Genomic DNA, 24,854 nt, shown 5'->3' on the forward strand with positions numbered 1-24,854 from the left:
GAAGTCTGTGCCACTAATGCACTTTGTAGATCACAAGATTGTCGTAAACCTGTTCGGTGTCCTCGAATACCTTCGGGAAATGCTGCTCGAAGACGCCTTCATTAAGATCAGGCAGCGCCTCGTTCTTGCGTACGCCGTCGTCGATCGCCACGTATGCAATCTTTTGTTCGCGCAGTAAGCGCTTCAGCGCTTCCGGATCGCTTTCCTCTAACATTTGCCGGTATAACAACTCGCGTTCGGGCACGTTGTACCCGGCGGTCCACGCGAACAATGTGTACCCGAGGTAAATCTTTCGCCCGCTAAAAAGAATCTGATGCGTCAGCAGTTGATGACTCAGAAACACGTCTTTGGGGTGCGTGTTCGTTAAGAGCCATTGACTGAGGCGATCACTTTTGTAAGGAACCGCCAACATCGGATCGTTGTGTAGCGGAAACAGATCCACAACTCCGCCGAAGACCGTCGTAATCGCGAGCACAATCGCCAACGCGATTCCGGCAATCTTCTGCTTCGCGATCTGCCAGAGGGCAAAAGCCGCATAGACGTTCACGCACGTCGCCCAAATGTTCAGCAGCTTGTGATTGTTGAAGATATCCATGCTGAGCTGAAACAGAAAAACGATGACGACGAGACTCGACAGCGCCAACAACAGACGCCGTTGAAAGCCGCTTGCGAAAACCACGGCGACGCCCAAAAGGATCCATTTCACGCCAAACGTCCAGCCCAGATACTTCAGCATGAGCCAAAACGTCGGGTTCTCTAACGTGTATCCCGGATTCAAAAGCGGATACGTCAGGGTGTTTCCTGAGCGCAGCAAGAGCACCTGCGGCAACCCGACTACAATGGCGGCCGCGAGCAACAGCACAGTGCCCAATCTGAACGGGACGAAGATCAACGGGCACCCAAAGATCGCAAGCGCGGCGATATAGGTCGGGCTGTTCCAATATGGCAGCAGACCGAGGATTGCACCGGCCAGCACCCACGCGAGTAACTCGCGTTTTGACTGGAGCGCAGGCGTCCCGCTTGCCCCGTCCTGCAACGGATACGGTTGCGCTCCAGTCACGACCTCATGATCAGAAGGTTGGTAGTTATTAACCCCGCTTGCTTCTGTCGACCCCAGTAGACTAAACCCTTGCGCTCCAGTTTCTTCTTCACGGCGAAAACAATGTGAACGGTATCGCTCAACCGCGAAGATAAGCGCGACAAACAGGAGCCCGATGCCGCTGATCAAATGGCGTTGATAGGCAAAAACGTTGGCAGAGAGGACGCCCCAGGTCTCCCCGCGGAATGGATATCCGGAGGCGAGAAATTCTGTGGCTCTGACAATCGAACTCAGCGCCCCGCGCATGCTCGACTGCGATTTGAGGAAAGGCAGATACGAGAGTGAACTCGAGAAAAAGAACAGCAGCGCACCGATCCGGCCGACGACGCGCGAATTGAACAGCACTTCGCCGAACGTCATGATCAGAATGAGCAACGCCAGCAGCGAAAGGATGCTGAGACTGTTGATGCTCCAGACGGGATTAAGGCCGAGAAACTCGAGATTCCCGGTTTGAAACCAGAACAGAAAGTGATAGCGGATGAACTCGCCCGGGAAGAAAGGATGCTCAGGCGGGAAGTTGCGCCCGAGCGCGAAGCCCTGCGTCACCGAAACATTCGCGCCGAAATCTGTCCAGGCCTTAAAAGCGATCTGAAACTGACTATTCTTGAAACTCAGCGTCGCGAACATCAACCACGTCGCGAAGATCAGGAACGCGCCGAGCCAGATCAGATCCCACCGCATGGTCCCGTTTGGCCGCGTCAATTCTCCGCTTTCCATCTGCGCCGGCCATCGCCGCGTAATCAACACGACGCCAATGAACAAGAGCAGGAAGACCAGATTCGCCGCGATCAGCGGCTGGCTGATTTTGTGGAATGCAATGGCGGCGAGAAATGTAATCCAGGTGCTGAGCAGCAATCCGACAAGAAACGCAGTCGCGATACGATGCTGAAGCGAGATGAACCGAAAGAATCGACGGCAAATGCAATCACCGAAGTAAGTGGCAGCGGCTAAGTAGATGAGTGCCAACATTCAGGATCGTGTTTGCAGCTTTGCGTTCCCTTTGCGGCATGAGGTCAGTACCGAGAGCGGACCGGGATCCCCGCGCGGGCAGCCCGCGTGGGGTGGTGGATGCGACCGGGTGACCTATGATGAACTCCGCCGCGACGTTACCTGAAACCCGGTCGCTAGCGCTCCCGGTACTGACCTCCTAATACCAAGGCGATGAGTTACGCAAAGGGTTCTCATCGCCGCCGAAGAGTATCGGTTATACTCCGCAATTCAATCAATGATTTATCTCGACAACAACGCCACCACGCAGGTGGCGCCGGAAGTGTTCGCGGCGATGCAACCCTTCCTGACTTCGCACTACGGCAATCCGTCTTCGGGGCACGCGCTCGGGCGCGAGTCGCGCGCGGCGGTGGAACAGGCGCGGAAGCAAGTTGCGGCTTTAATTGGCGCTCGCAACCCTAACGAGATTGCCTTCACCTCCTGCGGCTCTGAATCGAACAACTGGGCGATCGGAGGATTTCTCGAGCAGAATCCGACCCGTCGTCACATCATTACGACGCGCGTTGAGCATGAAGCCGTACGTAAGCTTTGCGAGCATCTCACCGGAATTGGTAGCGAAGTTAGCTGGCTGGAAGTCGACGAACAGGGCTCGCTGAATCCTGAAGATCTGCGAAAAGCTTTGCGACGCGATACGGGCATCGTTTCGATCATGCTGGCGAACAACGAGACGGGCGTTCTGTTTCCGATTGAAGAGATCGGACGCATCGTTCGCGAGCATTCTGACGCGGTATTCCACGTTGACGGCGTCCAGGCTGTCGGCAAGATTCCAATTACACTTCGCGATTGGGAAGTGGACCTGTTTTCAATTGCAGGTCACAAGTTTTATGCGCCAAAAGGCATCGGCGCACTCTACATTCGCGAAGGCTTAAAGCTGCCGCCCTTCATCATTGGTGGCGGACAGGAAGCGGGAAGGCGTTCTGGTACAGAAGCGGTGCCGAACATTGTCGCGCTCGGCCGCGCCAGCAGGTTGGCCCAGGAATTTACGGGTCACGAACAAATCAGGGCGCTGCGGGATCGGTTGGAAAGCACGATACTCAACACGATTCCGGGCACGACCGTAAACGGCGCTACTGCACCGGACAAAAAATTGCCCAACACGACCAATATTTCGTTCGAAGGCGTTCTCGGCCCGGACGTCGTTTCAATGCTGGACGCCGCGGGCATCTGTGTTTCAACCGGTTCAGCTTGTCATTCAGACTCCACTGACGCGTCTGCCGTGCTTAGCGCGATGAGGATTCCGACATTGCGAGCTCTTGGATCAATTCGCTTTTCGCTGGGGCGCTACACTACTGACGGCGACATCGATCAAACCCTCGAATTCCTCCCCGAAATCATTGAACATCTGCGAAATGAAACTCGATCCGCCCCAGCCAGTTAAGCCCGGCAAATTCAGTCCCAAAACCGGATAGATTTAGACGAAATTTCGCGGCAAAATGCTCGCCTGAAAACGAACTCCAGCGCGGGAAAAAGCGTATAATTACCTGACTCTTTTTCTCGTCAAAACCGCTACGAACAACGACAAGGGTAACGACCATGAGCGCCGCCATTCAAGCCACCAATCCCGACCTTCGAACCGAACTTCTGGACTGGCGTATGCGCCTGGAAGAGACCGCCAAAACCGCAAATGGAGATTTTCAATTGAATGGACTGCTACGCGAAGTTCAGTCGGCGATTGAAAATCTGAACCGCACTGAATCTTACGGCGTCTGCCGGGTCTGTCACGATTTGATCGGACAGGCCGCGATGACGGCGGACCCATTGGCGCGATTCTGTCTGAGCTGTCTGACGCCGCACCAATTGGAAGAGCTCGAACGGGACCTCGATCGCGCGTGGCTGATTCAGGGCGAATCCCTGCCAAAGCAGAACCTGAAGTTCAACGGCTGGGAAGTCGCCCATTATTATCAACCGGCAGGGCTCGTCGGCGGCGACTACTGTGATCTGATCGTAACTGACGCGGGCGAACTCTATTTCATGATCGGCGACGTGTCCGGCAAAGGAATCGCCGCGTCGTTTTTGATGAGCCGTCTGCACGCAATCTTTCGCAGCTTAATCAACACGGGTCTGTCGGTGACCGCACTGGTCGAGCGCGCCAATGGAGTATTCGCCGACACAACCATGCGGCCCTACTATGCGACGTTGGTTTGCGGCAAAGCATCCGCGGACGGCACGATCGAGATTTGTAACGCCGGCCACTGCGCTCCGCTGCATCTTCACGACGGTAGGGTCACGCCGATTCCGGCGACCGGATTGCCGCTCGGCATGTTCTGCAACCAAACGTATTCCGCCACCACGATTGATGCGGTGAAGGGCGACCGGTTAGTGCTCTACACCGATGGACTCTCTGAAACTCGAAATCATGATGAGGAGGAGTACGGCAAGGACCGGTTGCAAATGATGCTCAACGAGTTTCACGAACATCCGACAGACTCGCTCCTGACGCGGGTGGTTGATGATGCGCGAAAATTCGCGGAAGGGCTGCCCATCACAGACGATCTGACTTTGATGGCTATTGAACTGACCGGCCATTGATGGCGGTCTGGGCCCAATCTTCCCTGCTCTCGTTCTGCCGCAGATCACATTCAGCCATCCTTTTCCTGTGATAAGATGACCGGCTTTTCCCGCCCATCAGCGGAAGTGAGTTAGAATTAAAACTTCGGATGCTGGAAGATCAAAAAACAGAAGAACACGATCTGCGTAAAGGCGGGTCGCGGGACCGTCAACTTCCCAAGGCGCGCGACCAGCGAGTGAGCGTGCTGCAAACGTCCGACTACGTCGCGGTCTCTCCCTTCACTCCCCTGTCTCAGGCGATCGAAGCCATGAAAAGCGACGAAGGCGGTTGCGTAGTTGTTTCCGACGATGGGCGCGTAGCCGGAATCTTTACTGAGCGCGACTTGCTGACAAAAGTCATCGGCCAACAAGTTGATTTGAATTCACCGATTTCGCAGTGGATGCATCCCAAGGTCGAGATCCTTTCGCCGGATGCAACGGTGGGCGAGGCGGTGAAGATGATGAACGAAAAGGGCTTTCGGAACATCCCACTGGTCAAGAAAGGCGAGTTGATTGGATTAATCTCCGTGTTCGACATTATCACCTACCTGGCAGAGTGTTATCCGAAGGCGACCATGAATCTGCCGCCGCTGCCGGCGCAGGTGATGGACACGGTGGAGGGAGGCTAGGGCATTTCAGATCTCAGATTTGAGATTTTCTTTTTTAGCCAACGGCGTGCGGGAAGCAATCTCAAATCTGAAATCTAACATCGCATACACGGAGCATTCATGAGCGCAGTCTTAGAACCACCAGTCGATAACATCGACAAACATCTGGAAGAGCTCGACACCGTTACGATCCGGTTTGCCGGGGATTCAGGCGACGGCATGCAGTTGACCGGCACGCAGTTCACGAACACGTCGGCGATCATGGGCAACGACATCTCGACGTTGCCCGACTTTCCGGCCGAGATTCGCGCGCCCGCCGGCAGCTTACCGGGGGTCAGCGGTTTTCAGCTGAATTTTTCCAATCACGACATTCGCACTCCGGGCGATCAACCGAACGTCCTGGTGGCGATGAATCCCGCAGCGCTGAAAGTGAATCTGCCGGACCTGGAAGAAGGCGGCACCATCATCGTCAACACTGATGAGTTCACGAAAGACAATCTCGAGAAGGCCGCCTATCACTCGAACCCTCTCGAAGATGGCGCGCTTACGGGTTATCGCGTGCATCAATTACCGATCTCGACACTGAACATGAACGCGCTGAAAGGTGCGGTCGAGCTTTCACGTAAAGAGATGGCCCGCTCAAAGAACTTCTTCGCGCTCGGCGTTCTGTACTGGCTTTACGATCGGCCGCTTGAGCCGACCCTCGATTGGGTGCGCGCGAAGTTCAAGAAGAATCCGGAGCTGGTTAAGGCAAACGAAGTGGCGCTGAAAACCGGCTACAACTTCGCCGAAACTACCGAAGTTTTCACCACGCATTATCGGGTTAAGAAGGCCGTCATCGCGCCGGGACGTTACCGCAAGATTACGGGCAACGAAGCGACCGCCATCGGTTTTGTAGCCGCTGCCGAACTGGCAGGACGGCCGCTCTTCTACGGTTCGTATCCCATCACGCCGGCCTCGGACATTCTGCACGAGCTGGCGCGTCACAAGAATTTCGGCGTGAAGACGTTTCAAGCTGAAGACGAAATCGCCGCTGTTTGCGCCGCGATCGGCGCGAGCTTTGCCGGCCATATAGGGCTGACCGGAACCTCGGGGCCCGGAGTAGCTCTGAAGCAGGAAGCGATCGGATTGGCGGTGATGACTGAGTTGCCGCTCGTGATTGTAAATGTGCAGCGCGGTGGCCCATCTACCGGCCTGCCGACAAAAACCGAGCAAGCCGATCTGTTCCAGGCCGTCTGGGGTCGTAACGGCGAGTGTCCGGCGATCGTGATCGCTCCCGCCACTCCGGCTGATTGCTTCGACATGGCAATTGAGTCGGTGCGCCTGGCTTTCAAATATATGGTGCCGGTTTTCTATCTCTCTGATGGATACCTCGCGAACGGCGCGGAACCCTGGGCCGTGCCCGCCATCGAGAACCTGGCGCGTATCGATGTCAAATTCACCACCGACCCGTCGAACTTCATGCCCTACGCGCGCGACGAAGCAACGCTCGCGCGCCCGTGGGCCCTGCCCGGCACGCCGGGTTTGGAGCATCGCATCGGCGGCATCGAGAAGCAGCACATCACCGGGAACGTCAATTACGATCCCGAGAATCACCATTTGATGGTGAAGCTGCGCCAGGAAAAAGTTGATCGTGCCGTCGCAGACATTCCGCCGATCGAAGTGTTCGGCGACGAGACTGGAAAAGTTTTGGTGCTGGGCTGGGGATCGACTTACGGCTCGATCACTTCCGCGGTCGAAAAAATGCGCCACGAAGGAAAATCAGTTTCGAGCGCGCACCTGCGTCACTTGAATCCTTTTCCCAAGAACCTCGGCCAGGTCCTTTCCGGATTCGAAACGGTGATCATTCCCGAGATGAACCTCGGGCAGCTGTGGACGATGATTCGCGCCCGCTACTTAATCGACGCGGTCGCCTTCTCAAAGGTCAAAGGCCGGCCATTCCAGATTCGGGAGATCATGCGAAAGGTTGAAGAGTATTTGTGAGCTGGCGCGGCAGCCAGGAAGTTTGAGATGACAACAGCCGCTTCAAATATTGAGTCGCAGTCTTTCGTTGACACGTTTGAGGAAGGTCTTCGTTACTTCATGGGCGAAGGAGAGCTGAACAAAACCGTCACGCAACTCGGCTCGGACCTCGAGCGAAACGGCATTGAGTACATGGTAATCGGCGCTGTAGCGTTGACGGCGCATGGTTACCCACGGTTTACCGCGGACGTTGATTTGGTTTTTGACAACGGAAGGATTGGAAGTCTTCCATCGCGAACTCGTGGGGCTGGGCTGCTGGATGCAGTTCAACGAGGCACTAGTTTTCAGGAGCAATCATGAGCACACAAGGTAACGGTCCAAACGGCAACGGGCACGGCGTGAACGTCGATGCTTCGGTTTCGGCGGAAAGCGAAGGCGGCGTAGCGCTTTTTCAAATCGCGCCTCCGCCGGGTCAGATGACGAAGAAAGACTTCGTCTCAAATCAGGAAGTGCGCTGGTGTCCCGGCTGTGGTGACTACGCCATCCTCAACAACGTGCAAAAAGTTATGCCTGAACTCGGCATTCCACGCGAGAAGGTGGTTTTTGTTTCAGGCATCGGCTGTTCGTCGCGATTTCCCTACTACATGAATACGTACGGGTTTCACAGCATTCACGGACGCGCGCCCGCAATTGCCACCGGAATCAAAGCCGCGAATCCCGAACTGAGCGTGTGGGTGATAACCGGTGACGGCGATGCGCTTTCGATTGGCGGCAATCACTTCATGCACGTGCTGCGGCGCAACCTGGACATCAATTACATTCTTTTCAACAACCGGATTTACGGTCTCACCAAAGGCCAATACAGTCCGACGTCCGTCTTTGGCCAGCGCACAAAATCTACGCCGATGGGCGTTATTGATTATCCGGTGAATCCCCTGTCGCTGGCGATTGCGAGTGAGGCCACCTTCGTGGCGCGCTCGATCGATATCGACGTGAAGCACCTGGGGTCGGTGGTCGAGGCGGGGGCAAAGCACAAAGGCGTTTCTTTCATCGAGGTCTATCAGAACTGCAACATCTTTAACGACGGCGCCTTCGATTACTTTGCTGAGCGCAGCGTGCGCCAGGACAAGGTGCTCTATCTCGAACACGGCAAACCGATGATTTTCGGCAAAGATCGAAATCAGGGGATTCGGATGAATGGCGCGCATCCCGAAGTAGTCACGATCGGCGAGAACGGAATCACCGAAGCCGACATCCTGGTGCATGACATAAACCTTGAGGATCCTTCCGTCGCTTTCATGCTCGCGCGCATGGAGCAACCCGATTTTCCGCAGCCGGTTGGCATCTTCCGTGCGGTCGCCCGACCCAGTTACGATCAGATGATGACCGAACAAATTGATTCGGCCATCGCGAAGTCCGGCCCGGGCACTCTCGACAAACTGATCTATAGCGGCGACATGTGGACGGTCGAATAAAAATTCGAATTTCGAATTTCGAAATCTAAGTCATATGCTCTGTCCATCTTGCGGTTACGACAATATCGAAGGCACTGATCGTTGCGTAGAGTGCGTGACGTCACTGCGTCAGTTCGACGTGCCGCGGGCGGATCGCGCTGAAGGTCTCGCGCGCTCGGTGATGGAAGACGATCTCAACCAGATCGAACAGGAGTTCGTCGGCGTAGCCTCAGACACGCCGGCCGTCGAAGCGATCGACAAAATGAGAACTGCTCACGTCGGCTGCGCGCTGGTGATTGACGATGGACGGTTGCTGGGAATCTTCACTGAGCGTGACGTTCTTAACAAATTAACGGGTAAGAAAGCGCTCGCCCCGACCACACCCGTCAAAGAATTGATGAGCCCCGATCCCGAGACGCTTCGCGAGACCGACTCAGTCGCGACCGCGCTGAGCAAAATGTCGGTCGGCCGCTATCGCCATATTCCCGTGCGCAAGACCGACGGCACATTCGCCGTGACTTCCATCAAGCACGTTCTAAAGTACATCGCCAAAGAAGACTGGTAATGCGAACTTAAAAACTACGCGCATTTCTTCAGGAGGTACCACCCCCAATTGCCAACCCTGCACCGAGGCCTGAAGCTTTCAGCCCTGGTCTTCGTTTTTCTTTGTTCAGGCACTTCGTTCGCGCAACCCGGCAGCACCGACCCCGCCAAACAGCTCTATGAACAGGTGAAGGCGTTCAACCTGGATGGGGGCGCGGTTGCCGCAAAGTCTCTGACGTTTCAACGCGATCGCGCGAAGCTGGTCTTTGACGGTACGTTCTACTTCACCGCTCCAGTAAATGGCCGCGTCACCGGCGCCGTGTTCATCGGCGAAGGCAAGTTAAGCGCAGAGGTCCCGCCCAGCGAATTCGAAAAACATAATGTGAAGCGACTGCTCGGCGTCGACATAGTCGAATCGGATTTCAAGACTGCGGTCTTCCGATTCAGCGATGACACGGCCGAGCGTATCGGCAAGCCCTCATCCGAAGTCCCCGCTTCGGACCCTGAAGCGGCGAAGCTCGCGAAGGAACACGATGTCCGCATTCTCAAGCAAACGGGCGCCAACCTTCCGGCGCGCATTGCCCTGTCGATTCTGAATCAGGAGGACCCCGGCTTTTTCTTCGCCACGTTTGCTGGTGGGAAGCGTGGACAGTTCAGTCTGCTCATCGATCACCAAAGCCGTATTCCGGTTTCGACTTTTGGTATTAATGGCGGAGAGAAGGGCTTAATCTTCAGTTACAAATCGACCTATTACTACAACGAAGTATGGATGGCATTCCACGCGGAAGCGGATTACCGGCGCGGAACTGCGATATACCCTGACGCCTTTGATCTGGTCGATGTCAGACACTACGACCTGAATGTCGATTTGCGCGAACACAAGAAAGCACTCAAACTCTTCGCCACCGCAAAGGCAAAGATTCTGGCTCCAAAAGTGCGCGTCATATCGTTTGATATCGGCGAAGACCTGGGAGAGTTCGAAAATTGGCGTCTCAACAAACAGATGCGCTTGAAGGAAGCGCGCCTCGGCGGCAAAGAATTGGCGTTCGCCCAGGAAGATTGGGAAGGCAGCTTTACTTTGTTCCTGCCGGCAGAAGTTTCCGGCGAAATCCAATTAGAGCTCACCCTCGAGGGCGACTTTATGTTCGACGCCACAGGGGTCGCCGATTGTCACTACCCACGCACAAATGGCTCCTGGTTTCCGCGGCATGGCTATCTTGATCGCGCGACATTCGATTTGACGTTTCGCCACCCGAAAAAGCTGAGTGTGGCAAGCGCCGGTCTGAGAGTCTCGGAAGAACCCGAAGCGGAAGACAAAGACGTGGTGCGAACACGTTATCGGGTCGATCAACCCATCCCGGCCCTTACCTTTGCACTTGCCCCCTTTAGGCGCCATGCACAGACACTGAAGTCCGAGCAGGGCGGCGTAGGCGATCCCATCTCGGTTGAGTTTTATTCGCTTCCCGATGATCAAAAAACCATTAAAGAGAACGTAATACTCGCCGAATTGGATAACACGTTGAGGTATTTCACCAAGCGGTTCGGTCCTTATCCATACGGGGCATTTCGCGCCGCATATCATCCATTCGGTTATGGTCTCGGGTACCCTTCGCTGCTGATGATTCCTCCCAACGAACTTAATCGGAAGTACACCTACTACGCATTCATCGCACACGAAACCGCCCACCAATGGTGGGGCGATATAGTCTCGTGGCGATCGTACCGCGACCAATGGTTGAGCGAAGGGTTCGCAGAATACTCAGGGATTCTTTACACCGGCACGCGCACTGATCCTACTGTCGGACACCAGCTCCTGGCTCAGTTGCGGAATTCTCTTCGACTGGCGCCGCTAACGGAAACCGGCTTGGGGAAGGGGCGCGTGGTGGATGTCGGACCGATCATCCTGGGTCATCGCCTGAATACGCGGAAGACACAAGGCACGTATCAGAATTTGATCTACAACAAAGGCGCGCTGGTGCTTCGCATGTTGCATTTTCTGCTGAGCGATCCGGCCTCAGGTGAAAGTGGCGCCTTCTTCGTCATGATGACGGACTTCGTAAAGCGTTTTCAAAACCGCGCCGCTTCAACCGACGATTTCCGGCGGGTAGCCAACGAACATTTTGCCAAATCGCCGATCGGTCGGGACTATGGCCTCAACAATCTTGATTGGTTTTTTGAGCAGTATGTTCATGGCACTGAATTCCCGTCGTACGAAATGGAGTATCAGATTCAGGATCAACCCGACGGCAAATCGCTCTTAAGCGGTACGCTAAAACAGGAGAACGCGCCCGATGGTTGGTTCATGATTTTGCCGGTTTTGCTTTCGTTTGCCGGAAAACAGGAGGCGGAGGTGACGATTAACGCGCACGGCCCGGCGACAAAGTTTCAGATTACTCTGCCGGCGCGGCCAACCAAGGTTGAGTTGGATCCCAATCGCTGGGTGCTCGCCGATAACGTGTCGACTAAACGCGTGGGCAAGTGACAACGTGACTTTGGCATAGTTCGCCGGCGAAGCAATTGTTTTGTTCGAGTTGAATCTGCCCTGTCTCGACCTGTTCTCTTCAGTTATAATGTGCGGCCATTTTGAAGAATTGATTAGGTTGGAGCTCTCATGACTCAGTTTTCACGGATTTCGAAACCACTGTTCCTGCTGTTCACATTTATTGCTGTCTTTTCTTCCGTTGCGCTCGCGCAAGAAGCTAAGAAGCCCAAGACCAAGAAGCCGCTGCCAACCGGCACGCCGGTTTTGTGGCGCGACCCCGGGGACATCTCCAAACGCGACCTGCGGTGGGGGCCAGGGGCTGCCGACCTTGTGCCGGTAGCACCGTTCACCTTCGTCGAAGAAGACCCGACCGGCGCCTCACCAAAGTTCAGTGTGAAGGATGCGCGCGGCGTAAATTGGAACGTGAAGTTCGGCGTCGAAGCACAATCCGAAACGGTCGCGACGCGGATGGTGTGGGCAATGGGCTACTTCGCGGAAGAGGCTTACTACCTGGAGCGCGCCGAGATACAGAACTTGCCGCGGCTTTCGCGTGGTGATGAATTCATTAACGGCATCGTCGTCCGGGGCGCGCGCTTCGAACCGCGACGTAAGGGCGTAAGGCGTGGCGCGATTTGGGATTGGTTGAAGAACCCATTCGTGGGGACTCGCGAGTTGGACGGGTTAAAGGTTTTGATGGTGCTGCTCGCGAACTACGACACGAGGTTGGACAACAATCGCGTCCTTTACGATAAGCATGCCACCACCGGCGAAATGGAAGCGCGTTACGTCGTCACCGACATCGGCGCCACGCTCGGCAAAGTAGGCGGCCTCGGCGGCAAGCGCATCAAGAATTCGCTGCCGGAGTTTCAAACGAGTAAATTCATCGTCGGCGTAGACAAGGGCGTCGTCGAGTTCGATTACAACACCACGCCAAAAGGCGCCGGTAAGTTCGCTTCCCTTTTCAAACCGAGCTACGGCAAGAGCCAGGCGAACAAGGAAAAGGCGATGCGCCACATTCCGGTTGAAAACGCGCGCTGGATTGGTCGGATGCTGGCGGAACTTTCTGACGATCAGATTGACGACGCTTTTCGCGCCGCAGGCTATGACGACGCAACTCGCAAGGGTTTCGTGAAGGCGTTGCGCGAGCGAATCAAGGCGTTGGCGGCGCTGTAATTCTGAACTTCTTTAACTCTGTGGTAAGTATATGCAGTCTCAAAAAGCCATGATTAGAAAAGTCCTAACCCTTCGCTACGCGCTTCTCGCCATCGGCATCTTCGCGGTCGCGGTCGTTTGGAATTTTCCGACCGCCCGCATGTCGGAAGTCCCCGGCATCTCGATCCCGAATTTTGCGAAAGTAAACGATCACTATTATCGCGGTTCGCAACCGACTGCCGAACAGTTTGCGCAATTGAAACAATTCGGAATTAAGACCGTGATCGACCTGCGCGGAGACTACAAGAAGGACGAAGAAGCCTCAGTCCGCGATTTAGGCATGAACTTTTTCCGGATTCCTATGAAGACCCGCGTCGCGGCCACGGAGGAACAGACCGCTTATTTCCTGGGCCTGGTGAATGACCCCGCAAACTGGCCCGTGTATGTTCACTGCAAAGGCGGGCGTCACCGCACCGGCGCGATGACCGGTGTTTATCGCATCACTCACGACGGCTGGACTGCGAACCAGGTGTGGGAAGAGATGAAGAAATACGATTTTGAGAATGGTTTATTCGGCGGCCCCTCAGCGCAGAAGAAATACGTCTTTACCTTCTACCAACGCCGGTACGCGACGTCGAACGCCCAAAGGTAAAGGACGCCATCCGTCGGGGCCACCGGGGGAACACAAGCGTGTTGCTCGTCGGTCCATTATCATAACCCGGAGACCTCTCCAGGATTATTGACTTTCCGCGGAGCTTGTATTAATAACCGCTTCCTCAAGCCACTTATTCGCTCTTTAGCATGATTTTCAAAAGGAGCTCACCATGAGAAAACTACTCTCTTACTCTATCGGCGTCGTATTGTTCTTCGCGCTGATGTGCACTCCGTTTATGCCTACTGCGCAACGCACCGTTAAAGCCGAGCCCAAAACGCTGCAAGAAAAATGCGATGATTGTAGTGTCAGAAACAATCAGCGGTTTGAGCAATGTCTCGCCGTCCACGGCATCGACCACATACCGTGCTACGATCAGTTCAATGAAGGCGTGGTTATTTGCTTCAGAAACTTCTGTGAGCAATAAAAAGCACTAGGTGGACGGACACGCCACCTCCCGCGCCGGATACTCTTGCTGCAAATGGACGAGCCACCTCGGCGGCTTAGCACAACACTGATCGAATACGCCTGATTCGATATTTTCAACCCCGGCCTTATCGTTTGCGGTGATTTCTCGAGGAATTATTGCGGGTGAAGCTTAAAGGTTAAGAGTCATTCAGCCGGGTTAAGCGCGCAAAAGTAACCTCAACATTTGCATTGCGTTAGTCGACGCTCTTTTCCACCAGGTAAACTGCCCGAGATAGTCGCTTTTCAGAAGACAAACGATGGACGGCGTCGAAAAACTTCTGAAGATCTTCAAAACGCTGCTCTCCCTCGATCTTGATCAGTTCTTCACGATATCGCACACGGGCTTCGTGCCATCGGCCTGAAACCAGGGCGGCATTTTCCGTGACGTCCTCTTGCCGCACGAGTTGAAAACCAACTTTCTCAATCAATTGTTCATTAATACCGGGCGGCACGAACAAGAACAGGCCGATCGAACTGCGCAACGCCAGCTCATCATTAGTCACCGGGCCCGTAATCACCACCGGATCCGTGAACAGCGCACGCCCGCCGGATCGAAGCACTCGGCGCCATTCCCTAAAAACGCGTTCGCGCTCCGGAAAATGATTCATCGAGTCGATACAGATGAGGGCATCGAAAGATTCGTCTGCAAACGGCAAGCGAGCGTTCGCATCCGCGACCCTAAAGCTAACTAAGTGAGCCCCGTTCGATTCAGCCGCTTGAGTTGCGGTCGCCACGCCGCTTTCGTTGGCGTCAATGCCGGTTACGCGACAACCCACGCGATCGGCGAGGTAGCGGGCCGGTCCGCCGGCCCCGCTCGCTACTTCCAGAACATGCTTGTCATTTGAAAGGTTGAGCCAGGAAATGAATTGATCGCACTCGTCGACAGTCAGCCAACTGTTCTGGCCGATATCGTGGCCGAAAGCCTCTTTCCGAACCGCTGCCAGGACCTGGTTAGTAAAGTTGGCGTAAGCGTTGTAGAAGAGATCAACTCGTTCGTCCATCGTGAGATCCTAAGTCGACGTTGCATCTGCGGCTGGTCGGTGGTATCAACACGCGTCGCCGATGCCCTGGTAAACTTCGCGCCAGCGCCCGCCAACTTTCTTGAAGATCACGTAAGCGTACGCGTCGAAGCCGCCCTGGATCGTAAAGACTTCGCCGATGCCGTCTCCATCAACATCGAGTTGATCTACGTAATCAATGCTCGAGAGAAATTGTTCCGGCGGCGGTCGATATGCTTGAAACTTCACGAAGTCTCCGCGCACAGACGAGGCATCGCCTTTCGCAATCAGGAACAAGTCGCGTTCAAAGTTAATCGGCCCTTCGCTGCCACCGCTGGCGCGGCCGCGGGTGGTGACCATGAAGCTGCCGACGAATTCAGGTTTGCGGTCGCCGTCGATGTCTGTCGCCGTCAGATTCGTCACTTTGATCGAATCCAGCAGATTCGCCGGCGTGCGACGCTGCCGGTAAATCGTCCTGACCAGCTTTAACACTGCCGCCCGCTCTTCCGCGCCGGGCGCGCGTCGCGACGAAGCACGCTTCCCCAGTGAATCGGAGTTTGTCGCAAGCGCTCGCACCTGTCCGCCGAGCTGTGGCCCACCCGCGATGGTCACTTCCGAGTGAATGTTGTTGCAGCCTTCGCTCCATTTCTTAACCTTGACGGTACCTGCGTCACCGCCGCCGAAGATCAGACGATACGTTTTACCGGTCGCGAGATAGTTTTTCGCGAAAGCGGTCTCGTCTTGCTTGTTTTCTTCGCGGTAGGGCGGTCTGAGCTGCCGGCCGCTCACCAGCGCGACCGCATCCATATTTCCCTCTCCCGATTCACCTGACACGGCAAAAACAATGACGGGTTGCCGCCGCTGCGCCCTTACAGAACGCGAATTCGGCGCGCCGGGTGCGAAACTTAACAAAAGGAACAGAGTCGTGATCAAGCAGGATGCAGTAAGGTGTCTGAGAACTGGCAGTAATTGATCGGAAAGATTCACGATGATGGCCTCGGACAAATGAGGTAGAAGATCGCGCCACATCATACCATTGCGATCACGTGGCACAGACTTCAGTCGGTGTAATCACGGCACATCACAGACTGACGTCTGCGCCAGTACCGTTTGGCAAGCACAGTCACGGTCACTATACTCGACGGGCAAGCCCTAAAACGAGATTGTCTTTAGAAAAATCACAGCCGCGCAATCAACTGCTCAATGCGAGCGGCTTTCGCTTTGCAATCGTCGCCAGCCGCTGGAACGACGCGATCGTTTCGCGGCTAATCGACGGCGCGCAGAAGGCTTTGCAGCAGGCGTCCGCCGCGGATGACGCGGTGGAGTTGTTCCGCGTGCCGGGAACGTTTGAAATTCCTTTGTGCGCACAGAAGGCGGCCGAGTCGCGCAAGTTCGACGCAGTAATTTGTCTGGGCGTCGTAATTCGTGGCGACACGCCGCACTTTGAATACATTGCCGCGTCAGCGGCGCGCGGCATCAGTGAAGCGAGTTTGCGCACCGGCGTGCCTTTGCTGTTTGGCGTGATTACGGCCGACAATGTCGGACAGGCTGACCAACGCTCGCGCGACAACGAGAACAACAAGGGTTACGAAGCAGCGATGTCGGCGGTTGAATTAGTGAATCTTTACCGGGACACTTTTAGGAAGTGATGAGTTTCTCAGTCAGTTGTCCGTCGTCAGTTGTCAGTTGTATTTGAGCTCAGATGATTCGAGCCGGGTTACAACCAAGCAACTGACCACTGACTACTGACCACTGACCACTGAGTTATGGGTTCAAGACGTAAGGCGCGTGAGAGCGCCTTGCAAATGCTCTTTGCGGCTGATGTAGCGGCGACGCGTCCGGATGAACTGGCGCGCACCTTCTGGTCTGAATTGTCTGACGACGAGATGGACGAGCAGGCACGCGAGTTCGCCACGGCGCTGGCGGTCGGGACACTCGCGCACGTTGAAGAGGTGGACGCACGCATCCGTTCGCGCGCTGAACACTGGCGCATCGATCGCATGGCCACTGTGGATCGGAACGTCCTCCGGCTCGCTGTTTACGAGTTTCTTTACGAACCCACCCCGCGCACCGTCACAATAAATGAGGCGCTCGAAGTAGCGCGCCGCTTCTCGACCTTCGAAGCTACCCAATTCATCAACGGCATCCTCGACGCTATCAAACGTGATTTGGATCAGGAGCGACCCGAAACTGAGAGTGATAACCCACCGGAAGCGGAAGACCAGTCGTGACGGAATTCAACATCGAAGATTGATCTCGTTCGCAACCCGCAGGGTTGCAAGAAAGTAGCCGGGGGTCGCAGCGAAGCGTAGACCCCCGGAAGCGTCAGGTGGTATTCGCACCCTGAAGGGGTGCAAGATGAGTTCTGTGACCTTTTCAGGGTCAGAAATTCATAGAACGCGATCCGGGGATATCGCGCTGACGCGCTCAACCCCCGGCTACTCTCTTTCAGCCCTTTGGGCTGACCAAGGACGTTAATGCATCAGCTCGTTAACCAGTAGCTCGACTTGCATGCGTGGTGTTGCTTTGGAAGTTTTGATTCCCAGATCTGCTTCCGCAATTCGGACCATCTGCTGCACGATTCTGCGTCCATCGACGCGGTTCAGCATCTGGAGATAGCTCGACTGTTTGAACGGCGGCATCGGCACCTGGCGAAAGATCTCTTTAGGCGGTGCGCCTTTTGAAAGCAGCGCATGGGCCAGAGCCATGCGCCGGTATGTACTGGCAATCAAACCGATCAGCATCACCGGCGGCGCGCCGTCATCCAGCAGGTGTTGCAGGGTTTTCACCGCGCGGGCCCGGTTGCGCGCCAGCATGTGATCAGTCAATTCCCAATTCATCAACTCGCGCGAACGCCCGACCAATTCTTCGACCAGATCTAAAGTGATGTTTGCGGAAGGCAGCGCCGCCGTGGCGAGCTTGTTCAGTTCGTTGGCCAGGGACCGCACGTTCGAACCGACGAGTTCGACGATGCGACTTACGACCGCGGGCGCGGCATCGGCTTTCAATTCCGCCAGGTGTGTTCTCGCCCAAACCGAAAGTTCGGCATTATTCAGCGGCGGGAATTCAAACGCCGCGCCGCTCATCAACCTCTTCGCGAACTTCTTGCGCTTATCGCAATCATCGGTATTGAAGATGACGACGGAGGTTTCGACCGGCCGATCGATGTAACTCAGCAGAATTTCTTCAGTCGTTTCGTTCAGCTTTGAGAAATCCCTGATCAGCACGACGCGCCGGGGCGACATCATCGGCAATTGTTCCGCGGCGGCAATCGCGCTGCGTGCGTCGCCGGTTCTTAGGCTAAACGTGGAGTCGTTGAACTCGCGCAACAGAGTTTCGCGCAGCGCTTCGTCGGCAATGGCGCGCGCCGCCTGGTCGCGCAAATACGATTCAGGCCCGAAAAGAAAATAGACGGGCTCGATCTTTCCTTGCTTGAGTGACTGGAGGAGTTCCTTGCGGCTGCGTACAGGCATTTCTTGTCAGAACCATCTGCGGTAGCGGATGGTTGAACTCTCGAAGGTTTCAATCAACGATCAACCGCCCGCTCTCTCGACGGGCAGATTCTGACGGCTACTGCTTCACGCCAAATCCATTAACCAGGGTCGAGACAATCGATTCGGCAAAGCTGCGCGACATGCGCATCACAGCCGGATCCTCTTCATTGAAGAAATTTCGCGGGTCGTTCGCGAATTCAAACTCGCCGCGAAACACAAAGTTCTGGTTGTCGTAAAGTACGCGGTTCTGGTGCTGGTCACGCACCGTCACGGCGGCCACGATCGTCACCTCAAAGATGCGCGCGCGCGCTTTGTCGTCCAACAACACGCCGGAAAAATTGAAGCTCTTTACGACGCCGTCGACCACCGCATCGGCGCCTTCGCGTTCGCTCTGCACGCGCAAACCGTGACCGCGGCGAATCAGTTCTTTCATCACGGCTTCGGTGAAACGATGCTCGATCTTGAACCGCAGCGCGTTGTTCTGAAACGCGGGCACGGCGACGGTTTTGATGTGCGGCGGGAGCTGCGACTTCGTCACCGGCTTGTAGCATTCCGTGAAGCCAGACACGAATAGCAGAGATAAGAGCAAAACGGCCGCGCGAATTGTTCGTTTCATGATGTCTTTAAAAGAGCGTTGATAATACGTCAGCGTGCGTGTTATACGGAAGCCGCTCTTGTCGGAACCACCTGCGTTAGCGGGGTGGGTAATCTCCAGACCACTCAGATGAGACGAGGAACAGCATGACCGAGCCCATTCCGATTGGCCCGACGCTTTCGCAAATCGCGCAGATTTTTGTCAACGTTAAGGACCTCGACCGCGCGATCGCTTTTTACCGCGACATGCTGGGAATGAGATTTCTCTTCACGGCGCCGCCCGGCATGGCATTTTTTGACTGCGGCGGCATTCGCATCATGCTCGGCATTGCTGATCGGCCGGAGATCGATCATCCGGCATCGATCATCTACTACAAAGTCGATGACATCGAGAAGGTCTACGAAGTCTTCAACGCCCGCGGCATCGAGTTCATTGTGAAGCCTCATCTCGTGGCGCCAATGCCGACCTACGATCTTTGGCTCGCGGACTTTAAAGACTCAGAAGGAAACATCCTGGCGTTGATGAGTGAAGTCCCGCGCGAAGTGGCGTGAACAACTATTTCGCTTTGCAGTAGCAATTCAGGCTACCGCGTTCGCCATCGCAATTGATCATTGACGCACACTGGTTGGCATCAGCCAGCGACTGACAGTCTTTGACGCCGTTGCATTGACAGAATTTTCCGGCCTCGCAAGTGTACCGGCCTACCGGGTTGGTGTAAGTCTTAACCTTTCCCATTGCAGTTTCTGATTTTCCGTTCCCGGTAACGGGTGCGATCAGCAAGCGCTTGAACGGCCACTTTTTCATCGCATCGGCAGGTCGATGCCGAGCCATAAACCCGGAACCGCTCAGGCTCAATCTCTCGCCGTCAACGGTAATAAAAACTTGCTCAAATTCAGCGGCGCTCAAATCACGAAACTCATAAACCACGTTATTGCCACCGGTAAGAACCAAAGTGCCTTGCCCTTGCTTCGCGGCGGTGCCGCCGGTTGGGAAAGCCAATGTGCCCGCGCCGGTTTTCTGGAGGTCCCAGGTCTTGCCGCCATTAATTGTTTTCCAGACGCCACCGCCGGCTTGGGTCTGCGCGGCCTCTATATCGCCGCCTTCGAATTTCTGGATAAGTTGGGTTTCGCCGGCCGGTAGGCTGCGAATATTGGCGCCCGTAATGACGATGGACGGCAAGCGATTGCCGTCTTCGCTGACAATTCTTAAAGTCGGAGCTTGCTGGCTCTGACCCGCCAAAGCATTCGCGAGAACAAGCACGACGCCGATCATCGCGACCGATCCGAAAAGCGACCGGCGGGAATCGTGTTGCTTCCCTGGATTTGGATTCATGATGCGCTCCTCCATCACTGCTAAGACGTGACTCGGCTGCTGCCGAGTCCGCATTGAAAAAGTGGTGACATGCTACTCGCAGGATGCAGAATCGAGTATTGCAATCTTCTTATTTTGGGAGCAGTAAAGACTGGCTCAACCCAATTGCGGGTCAGGGGCGCGAGTGATTCTTTCCACTGCCAAACTCAAACCCATGATCAGGTAGAAGATCATCACGACTTCGGAATCGCCCCAGTTGTAATGGACGAGGCCACTGATCATGAAACCGACGAGTCCGCCCAGCGCGCCCAGCACCACGCCGCGTTCGATCCAATTTTCTTTAGCTAGCTGTCGCTGCAACCGCCAAAGCATGCGCGCGTAAAGCCCCATCAAAACAAGCCAGGCGATCAACGCGGGCACGCCCCGTTCGAGCGCGATTTGCAGATAATCGGAATGCATGTGGCCCATAGGCAGCCGACCGTTGTCGAACAGCTTCCACTCGCGCCAGTGTGCTTTTATCGAATCCATCCCCACGCCGACAAACAGATGCCGCGGACTGCTTTTCAAAAGTTGCAGACCTTCACGCTGAACCGTCTGTCGCCAGCGAATAGAATCGTCCTTTGAATCGAAGAACCCAACATTTCGCTTCTGTTGCAGCAAGAAAAGTCCCGCGACCACCAGCGGCAATGCACACGCGCCCACGATAATTAGCGCGCGCCATCGCAAACCGAGCAACGCCATCAAAATTGCGGACGCAAGGAAGGCGAGCCAGGACGCACGCACTACCGTTAACAGCAGCGCGCCGCACATAATCGCGAGCGCCAGGAGCAGGACAACTGTCCATTTGCTTCGCTTGCGCGGCAAAGCGATCAAGAGGCCAAGCCCGATCGATGCGAGCAATTGCAGGCTCTCGCTGTATGTTGTCCAGTGATTGAAGAAACCTGTCGCGCGACGATCGCGGCCGCGGCTCCACGATCCGATTCCTAGGCGTTCCTCGGCGGATGCGCCGGGCAGTAGGCCAGCGCGCGGAAGACGCAGAATCGGATTCCACTCGACCCGATAGATTTTGATTTGCGCCGGCTTGTCTACCGGCGTCCGGTCGAGCGCGGCGACAAGCTCGTCCGGGTTCGAGATGTGCTCGCCATTAATCTCTTCAATCGTGTCGCCGCTCTGGATTGGAGAGGGATCACTTTTCTCGCGAGTGACGAAGCGCGCCGATCTCAACGGACTGTTCGGAAGTACGTCGCTGACTTTGACGCCTCGACCGACTGCGTAGTTTTCGAAGGTAAAGAGTCCGCTTAACACGGCCGCGGAAATCAGCACGATTACCAACGCGCGAAGGAGGCGCGGCGACCGAACGTTCTGCGCAAACAGGTAAGCGATGGTAAACAGCATCGCCGCGCGCAATTTTCCGATTGAAACCAGCGGCTCGTAAGACAGAAACGAAGAAAGGCCGGTGAGGATGAAGAACGCGAGCAGCGGATAATCCAGCGGCGTTCGATGCAGTTTCGGCCGCGGCCAAACTGCCAGCCGCAACAGCCAGAACAGAATTCCCATCGCCCACGCAAACTGCGCCGCCGCGATCGAAATCGGCGCGGCGAACGCGAACAGAAAAAGCGTCGCCAGGATCGCTCGATCCAGCCAGGCACCGAGCGGACCAGGCGCAATCTCACGCGATTTCAGACGTTGAGACGGGGTCATGCGCTAGGATCGATCACCCAACGAGCCGCGGAGCGGCGGCAGAAGGTAGCCCCTGGGCGTGAGCCCGTGAGAGATACCTCAAAAAAGGTCTGAGCCCTGAAGGGGCGACAGAATCTTTCACTCATGTTTAGAATCACGAAGCTCGGATTATATTCGACGATGAAAGAAACACTTGCATGAATAATTGGACGCGCTCACTGCTTTTTATCTTACTTCTACCGTTCGCGGGGTTTTCCCAAACCAAAACCGTGCAGGAGTACATCGATCAGGTGACCACCCTGTCGAATCGAGCCGATGTCAAAGCAGCTAACGACTACATCGATCGCAACAGGGAAAGCATCCTGCGGGAATGGATCGCGATTACCGAAATCAATGCGCCTTCAGGACACGAACAACCACGCGCCAGGTACATCGAGAAGCTTCTGCGCAGTTATCAACTCGATGAAGTGCGATACGACTCCGCGGGCAATCTGATCGCGGTGCGCAAAGGAACGGGCGGCGGGCCGCGCATTGTCTTCGACGCGCACCTCGACACAGTCTTTCAGCCTGGCCTGCAAATCAAAGCGACTGTACGCGACGGCAAGGTGTATGCGCCCGGAGTTGGCGACGACACGCGCAACATCGAAGCGCTGCTGGCCACGATTCGCGCGTTGAACGACGCGAAGATCAAAACCAGAGGCGATCTCATCTTTGTGTTCACGGTCGAGGAAGAGACCACCTTCAAAGGCGTGAACGCTTTCATTCAAGATAACAAAGGCAAGGTGGATCACTACATCGCGCTCGACGGCGGTTACGAAGGTTTCACCTACGCCGGCATCGGCATCAACTGGTACCGGCATCATTTCATTGGCCCGGGCGGGCACACGCGATCGCGCACGCCACCGTATTCAGCGACGCTGCCGCTGGCCCGCGCGATCGATCGCATTTATCAGTTGAAAGTCCCGACGAACCCTTCGTCGAATCTGAATATCGGCATGCTGGGCGGCGCTGAAGTCGTCAACGCGAAGGCTGCGGATGCGTACTTTACCGTTGACCTGCGCTCAACGAGCAACGACGTGCTCGCCGATCTCGAGAAGCAGATTCAAACGATTCTCAACGAAGAGGCTGCGCGCGAAGGAATGACCGTTAAGACCGAAGTGATCTCGAAATCACAGGCGGCTTCGATTCCCGGACACCGCGAGTCTTATCTCGTGCGCATGTCCGAAGCCGTGCATCGCGTGATGGGATTCGACCCGCCCATTACGAACGCCGGCTCAAACAATTCCAGTCCGGTTCTAATCGCAGGCATCTCTTCGATCTCAACCGGCGCCGGTCCATGTGAAGAGACGCACGCGCTGACAGAGAACTGCGAAATCGAACCGCTCTACAAAGGGATTAAAAAGATTTTGTTGTTGGAGTTGGCGCTAGGGGGGAGTAACTAGCCGTCGCGACAGCTTTCAAGTCCCGTAGGGACAAAATGTTTATAGAATTGAGTTCGTAAAATAATTAGAACCCATTTATGGGCGACAGAACATTTCCCTCCTAGCGGAGCTTGGATAATCGCTCGTTTCGGAATGCGCTCCCATCAGTTCGTCATGACCCTTCACTTCTGCTCCGGCACAAAGTACCCGCGGCGGCTGCGCAGATAGAGGCCGACGCGGCGGGAAGCGACTTCAATCTGCCGGTATTCGCCGGGTTTGGCTTCGGCGAGCGGTTTTGTCGGGCGATACGTCACGACAAACTCGGCGCCGATTTCCCGCGCGACGTTTTCCGCCTTCGCTAACATCTCTTCAGGGGCCATGGGCAGAAAAATACTGCCGCCAGTTTCCGCGGCTAATTCCGTCAGCCACTTCTCACTGTTAACTGCTTCGGCTTCGTAGGCTTTGCGGCGACGCTTCATCGCGGGATCAAACCGGATGGCGACGCCGAAGGATGGCGAGCGCGTCGAGCCGGGCGGCAGTGTGGGATCGTGCGCCACAACAGGATTCTCCGAGTTAGGGCGCTGACCGATGGTCACATTCGATTTCTGGTTTGGGTCTTTCTGGCGGACAAGTGTCGTGTAACTGATGATATGAATTGTCGCGCGCGCCGCAGTTAGCTGCTTGACGGCGTCGGCAAATTGAATTTTGCCACCCGGCGTTTGCACCCCATCCGTAATTAAGACGACGTGACGGCTGCCTTCCGGCCGATCGGAAAGCAGTTCTGCTGCTTTGACCATCGACTCGAAAATCCTGGAGCGCTTCGCGGAAAACAACTTCCACTTCAGGATCTGCGCGACTTGATTGCGATCGTCTGTCCACGTCTGCAAAACGTCGGGGCGATCTCCCGATTGGAGGAGCGCAATAGCATCCCCTTTCCGCATCAGCGACAACACACGCAAAGCGACATCGCGTGTCAGACTCGTCTTCTTGGCCATTCCACCCACGCCGCCGAGATCACCGCCACCCGTATCGACCAGCAGTAAAACGTTCGCGGGAATATGCCGCACGCTTCGGATCTGTTGCGGCTTGCCGTCTTCCAAAACCAGCACGTCATCAATTTCAAGCCCGGCGTCCAAATGGCCTGCATTGTCGGTGGCGACAACCGGCAGACGGACTTCCTCAGTGAAAACTTTGACCGGGTCCTGGCCTTCTTTATCTTCGGGGGTCGGCGTTGGCGATGGCTTCGCAGTTTGAGCTGGTGCGATGGCGGCAGCAGAAATCAGCAGCGTCAAACCAAGAATAATAAATAAAGTGCGGCGCAAATTGTTCTCCTCTAACTGGTGAAGGTGTGCGAGGGTTTGATGCGTGCGCGGCGGCCGG

General features: G+C 55.6%; 23 protein-coding genes. 14 read left to right on the forward strand and 9 right to left on the reverse strand.

All coding sequences use genetic code 11. The annotated features are described in order from the left end of the window. Positions 1–13: 13 nt before the first annotated feature. Entirely contained in the window at positions 14–2,068 is a 2,055-nt protein-coding gene (locus VFX97_17665; GenBank protein ID HEX5705030.1) for a hypothetical protein, read from the reverse strand. A 256-nt stretch (positions 2,069–2,324) separates the two neighbouring features. Here VFX97_17665 and VFX97_17670 point away from each other — a divergent pair, with 256 nt between their 5' ends. From VFX97_17670 to VFX97_17715, 10 genes are all read left to right on the forward strand, one after another. Then, entirely contained in the window at positions 2,325–3,485 is a 1,161-nt protein-coding gene (locus tag VFX97_17670) for an aminotransferase class V-fold PLP-dependent enzyme (protein HEX5705031.1), read from the forward strand. A 155-nt stretch (positions 3,486–3,640) separates the two neighbouring features. Beyond that, positions 3,641–4,636, forward strand: a complete 996-nt coding sequence (locus VFX97_17675) for a SpoIIE family protein phosphatase (GenBank protein HEX5705032.1) — start codon at positions 3,641–3,643, stop codon at positions 4,634–4,636. A gap of 128 nt (positions 4,637–4,764) precedes the next feature. Beyond that, positions 4,765–5,283, forward strand: a complete 519-nt coding sequence (locus VFX97_17680) for a CBS domain-containing protein (GenBank protein HEX5705033.1) — start codon at positions 4,765–4,767, stop codon at positions 5,281–5,283. Between the two features lie 99 nt (positions 5,284–5,382). Next, entirely contained in the window at positions 5,383–7,245 is a 1,863-nt protein-coding gene (locus VFX97_17685) for a 2-oxoacid:acceptor oxidoreductase subunit alpha (protein HEX5705034.1), read from the forward strand. A 27-nt stretch (positions 7,246–7,272) separates the two neighbouring features. Then, positions 7,273–7,584, forward strand: a complete 312-nt coding sequence (locus VFX97_17690; protein HEX5705035.1) for a hypothetical protein — start codon at positions 7,273–7,275, stop codon at positions 7,582–7,584. After that, positions 7,581–8,699 carry a 2-oxoacid:ferredoxin oxidoreductase subunit beta gene (locus tag VFX97_17695; GenBank protein ID HEX5705036.1) on the forward strand — a complete coding sequence of 373 codons (1,119 nt, stop codon included), beginning with the start codon at positions 7,581–7,583 and terminating at the stop codon, positions 8,697–8,699. The genes VFX97_17690 and VFX97_17695 overlap by 4 nt, the downstream gene beginning before the upstream one ends. Before the next feature lie 34 nt (positions 8,700–8,733). Next, on the forward strand, positions 8,734–9,243 hold the full coding sequence (locus VFX97_17700; GenBank protein ID HEX5705037.1) for a CBS domain-containing protein: 510 nt from the start codon (positions 8,734–8,736) through the stop codon (positions 9,241–9,243). Positions 9,244–9,291: 48 nt separating this feature from the next. Beyond that, a complete protein-coding gene (locus VFX97_17705; protein HEX5705038.1) occupies positions 9,292–11,703 on the forward strand; it encodes a M1 family aminopeptidase in 2,412 nt (803 codons plus the stop codon). Between the two features lie 129 nt (positions 11,704–11,832). Next, positions 11,833–12,876, forward strand: a complete 1,044-nt coding sequence (locus VFX97_17710) for a hypothetical protein (GenBank protein ID HEX5705039.1) — start codon at positions 11,833–11,835, stop codon at positions 12,874–12,876. A gap of 49 nt (positions 12,877–12,925) precedes the next feature. Beyond that, entirely contained in the window at positions 12,926–13,507 is a 582-nt protein-coding gene (locus tag VFX97_17715; GenBank protein ID HEX5705040.1) for a dual specificity protein phosphatase family protein, read from the forward strand. A 181-nt stretch (positions 13,508–13,688) separates the two neighbouring features. Here VFX97_17715 and VFX97_17720 read toward each other — a convergent pair whose 3' ends face one another. The 3 genes from VFX97_17720 to VFX97_17730 all read right to left on the reverse strand — a co-directional run bounded on the left by VFX97_17720 (position 13,689) and on the right by VFX97_17730 (position 15,906). Beyond that, complete coding sequence (locus tag VFX97_17720) at positions 13,689–13,931, reverse strand: hypothetical protein (GenBank protein HEX5705041.1); 243 nt, start codon at positions 13,929–13,931, stop codon at positions 13,689–13,691. Positions 13,932–14,169: 238 nt separating this feature from the next. Continuing rightward, positions 14,170–14,976, reverse strand: a complete 807-nt coding sequence (locus VFX97_17725; protein HEX5705042.1) for a methyltransferase domain-containing protein — start codon at positions 14,974–14,976, stop codon at positions 14,170–14,172. Between the two features lie 45 nt (positions 14,977–15,021). After that, the gene (locus VFX97_17730; GenBank protein HEX5705043.1) at positions 15,022–15,906 is read right to left on the reverse strand and encodes a hypothetical protein; all 885 of its coding nucleotides are present in this window, start codon (positions 15,904–15,906) and stop codon (positions 15,022–15,024) included. A 230-nt stretch (positions 15,907–16,136) separates the two neighbouring features. Here VFX97_17730 and ribH point away from each other — a divergent pair, with 230 nt between their 5' ends. Both ribH and nusB read left to right on the forward strand, forming a co-directional pair. Then, on the forward strand, positions 16,137–16,622 hold the full coding sequence (ribH, locus tag VFX97_17735) for a 6,7-dimethyl-8-ribityllumazine synthase (GenBank protein ID HEX5705044.1): 486 nt from the start codon (positions 16,137–16,139) through the stop codon (positions 16,620–16,622). A 117-nt stretch (positions 16,623–16,739) separates the two neighbouring features. Continuing rightward, entirely contained in the window at positions 16,740–17,204 is a 465-nt protein-coding gene (nusB, locus tag VFX97_17740) for a transcription antitermination factor NusB (GenBank protein ID HEX5705045.1), read from the forward strand. Between the two features lie 243 nt (positions 17,205–17,447). On the opposite strand, the gene holA is transcribed toward nusB, so the two are convergent. Continuing rightward, on the reverse strand, positions 17,448–18,446 hold the full coding sequence (gene holA / locus VFX97_17745) for a DNA polymerase III subunit delta (GenBank protein HEX5705046.1): 999 nt from the start codon (positions 18,444–18,446) through the stop codon (positions 17,448–17,450). 97 nt (positions 18,447–18,543) lie between these two features. Further along, positions 18,544–19,083, reverse strand: coding sequence for an LptE family protein (locus VFX97_17750; protein ID HEX5705047.1), 540 nt, complete (start codon positions 19,081–19,083; stop codon positions 18,544–18,546). Between the two features lie 125 nt (positions 19,084–19,208). On the opposite strand from VFX97_17750, the gene VFX97_17755 reads away from it, so the two are divergent. Then, positions 19,209–19,613 (forward strand): VOC family protein, encoded by a 405-nt coding sequence (locus VFX97_17755; protein ID HEX5705048.1) that lies wholly within the window; start codon positions 19,209–19,211, stop codon positions 19,611–19,613. A 4-nt stretch (positions 19,614–19,617) separates the two neighbouring features. Here VFX97_17755 and VFX97_17760 read toward each other — a convergent pair whose 3' ends face one another. Next, positions 19,618–20,394, reverse strand: coding sequence for a hypothetical protein (locus VFX97_17760; protein ID HEX5705049.1), 777 nt, complete (start codon positions 20,392–20,394; stop codon positions 19,618–19,620). Positions 20,395–20,529: 135 nt separating this feature from the next. Next, positions 20,530–22,074 (reverse strand): O-antigen ligase family protein, encoded by a 1,545-nt coding sequence (locus tag VFX97_17765; GenBank protein HEX5705050.1) that lies wholly within the window; start codon positions 22,072–22,074, stop codon positions 20,530–20,532. Between the two features lie 176 nt (positions 22,075–22,250). On the opposite strand from VFX97_17765, the gene VFX97_17770 reads away from it, so the two are divergent. Beyond that, positions 22,251–23,495, forward strand: coding sequence for a M20/M25/M40 family metallo-hydrolase (locus tag VFX97_17770; GenBank protein HEX5705051.1), 1,245 nt, complete (start codon positions 22,251–22,253; stop codon positions 23,493–23,495). 161 nt (positions 23,496–23,656) lie between these two features. Here the strand turns inward: VFX97_17770 and VFX97_17775 are convergent, their stop codons facing one another. Continuing rightward, positions 23,657–24,796, reverse strand: a complete 1,140-nt coding sequence (locus VFX97_17775; protein ID HEX5705052.1) for a VWA domain-containing protein — start codon at positions 24,794–24,796, stop codon at positions 23,657–23,659. Positions 24,797–24,854: the final 58 nt, after the last annotated feature.

The sequence above is a fragment of the Pyrinomonadaceae bacterium genome (assembly GCA_036277115.1).
In the GTDB taxonomy this organism is placed as follows: domain Bacteria; phylum Acidobacteriota; class Blastocatellia; order Pyrinomonadales; family Pyrinomonadaceae; genus UBA11740.